General features: G+C 74.1%; 2 protein-coding genes and 2 pseudogenes. 1 reads left to right on the top strand and 3 read right to left on the bottom strand.

All coding sequences use genetic code 11. The features are described from left to right. From ACFW2E_RS46050 to ACFW2E_RS46040, 3 genes and pseudogenes are all read right to left on the bottom strand, one after another. Positions 1-243, bottom strand: a pseudogene (locus tag ACFW2E_RS46050) (hypothetical protein); the annotation flags it as partial. Between the two features lie 102 nt (positions 244-345). Next, complete coding sequence (locus tag ACFW2E_RS46045; RefSeq protein WP_384477939.1) at positions 346-735, bottom strand: nuclear transport factor 2 family protein; 390 nt, start codon at positions 733-735, stop codon at positions 346-348. Between the two features lie 95 nt (positions 736-830). Beyond that, positions 831-1,550 carry a helix-turn-helix transcriptional regulator gene (locus ACFW2E_RS46040; protein ID WP_384477936.1) on the bottom strand — a complete coding sequence of 240 codons (720 nt, stop codon included), beginning with the start codon at positions 1,548-1,550 and terminating at the stop codon, positions 831-833. 55 nt (positions 1,551-1,605) lie between these two features. Between ACFW2E_RS46040 and ACFW2E_RS46035 the strand changes: the two are divergent. Further along, positions 1,606-1,904: pseudogene (locus tag ACFW2E_RS46035) on the top strand (GNAT family N-acetyltransferase); the annotation flags it as partial.

The raw sequence follows: 1,904 nt of genomic DNA, 5'->3' as shown, positions 1-1,904 counted from the left end.
TTCCGCTGGCTCCCGCGGCCGCTCGCGCAGTCCGCCGACCCGGTCGACCCGCTCGGCGAGTGCGCGGTCGGCGGCCTTGGTGTCCCCGTCGTGGCGAGCCACGGTGCGGTCGTACTCGGGCCCGAAGCGCCGCTTCAGACTGCGTCCGCCGTGCCCGCCCCGAGCGCGCAGGACCAGGGCGGCCGCGAAACCGACCACGACCGCCGCGATCACGATCAGAACGATGATCAAGCCTGTGGACATGGTTGCCTTCCGGATCCGACCGGCCTCACTGGCCGGTTCCCCAGTCGGATTTCCCGAAAGGCCATGGACAAAAGGCCGTCCAAACGGCCGTCCAAACGGCTGTCAGTCGGCGAAGCGGCGCAGCCCCGTCACCGACCACACGGTGGCGATGCGGCCGTCGACCACCTCGAACAGGTCGATGCCGCTCTTCTGGAGGCCGTCGGCACGCGTGACGTACCAACGGCAGGCGACCCGGCCCGAGTCACCGTCGACCAGGGGCGTGCCGTCGACGGCGTAGTGCTGGCCGGGGCCGGCGGCGCGGAAGGCGGAGATGAACTCGACGATGCCGTCGGGGCCGTGGATCCCGTCGGTCTCCGCGTTCTCGGGGTCGTTGCCGAAGCGGATGCGGAAGCCGGGGGCGAGGAATTCCTCCGGGTCGCTGAAGTCACCGTTCCACAGGGCGGTCCAGCGGTCGAAGAGCGCGATGCCGGTGTCCACGGAGGCGGTCGTCATGGTCGTGCCTTTCGTCAGGAGTGCCCGGAAGCACGGGCTTTGAACGGGCACCAGCCTCCGCCCCCTCCGCGACACCGCCCTGTCGGTGATTGGCGTCACATTCCGAACTCGCCCAGGGGCACCACGTCCGAGCCCAGCGTGTCGAGCGCGGCCAGGTCGACGCGCCGGCTGGGGGCCCGCTCGTCCAGTGCCGCCACGGACCGGATGCGGTCCAGTCGGAAGCCGCGCGGCGCCCCGCGCAGCCGGCACCAGGCCGCCAGGTACCAGTGCTCCTCCCCGCCGAGGAAACCGAGCGGCTCGACGTCCCGGCCGGTGACGGAGCCGCCCGCGTCCGCGTAGTCCAGACGCAGCACCCGGCCCGCCGACAGGGCATCCCGCAGCGGCCCGGGGACCACCGGCCGGGCGGTGCGCGCCGGACGCGCGGCCGGTACGAGCAGCCCCACGCGCCCCGCCATCTCGGCCGCCGCCGCCCGCTCCCGCTCCGGCATCACCGCCAGCACCTTGTGCAGCGCGCTGCGTGCGTCGGCGGCGAACGGCGTCCCCGTCAGGGCGTGCAGCCCCACCGCCAGGGCCGTCGCCTCGGCCGGGGTGATGGTCAGCGGCGGCAGCGTGCGCTCGCGGTCCAGGACGTAGCCGCCGGTGCGGCCCGGCTCCGCGTGGATCGGCACCCCGGACTGCTGCAGCGCGGCCAGGTCACGTTCGATCGTCCGGACGCTGACCTCGAAGCGCCGGGCGAGCGCACGGGCGCTGCGCGGCCGGGGAGCGGCGGCACGGAGTTCTTCCACGAGGGCGTAGAGCCGGTCGGTGCGATTCACGGTGCCAAGTTATTGGGTTGCGCCCGGTGCGCGCCGCGGCCCGACAATGCCAGTCATGACCGTGATCGTCACGCCGGAACCCTTCGACTCCCCCGTCGCCGCCGCGCTGTGGCGGGCGTACTACACGGAGGTCAGCGACCGCTGGTACCTCCTGCACGAAGGGCGCCGGACCGACCCCGCGGAGCTGGAACGGGAGATCGCCGTCCGCAGCGGAGCCGAGCTCGTCCCGCCGGAAGGACGGCTGCTGGTCGCGTGGCACGACGGCGAACCCGCGGGATCCGCGGGCGTGGGGGGGCGCGGCCCCCCCCCCCCCCCCCGCCACCCCCGGGGGCGCGGAGAGACCGAGGCGCCGCG

Source organism: Streptomyces sp. NPDC058964, assembly GCF_042741275.1.
In the GTDB taxonomy this organism is placed as follows: domain Bacteria; phylum Actinomycetota; class Actinomycetes; order Streptomycetales; family Streptomycetaceae; genus Streptomyces.
Note: the sequence above shows the minus strand (reverse complement) of the source record. Positions and strands in the feature narration are given on the sequence as shown.

Bases quoted from the DNA above. Each gene is read 5' to 3' on its own strand.
- ACFW2E_RS46045 (WP_384477939.1), bottom strand. From the start codon at position 735: ATGACGACCGCCTCCGTGGACACCGGCATCGCGCTCTTCGACCGCTGG.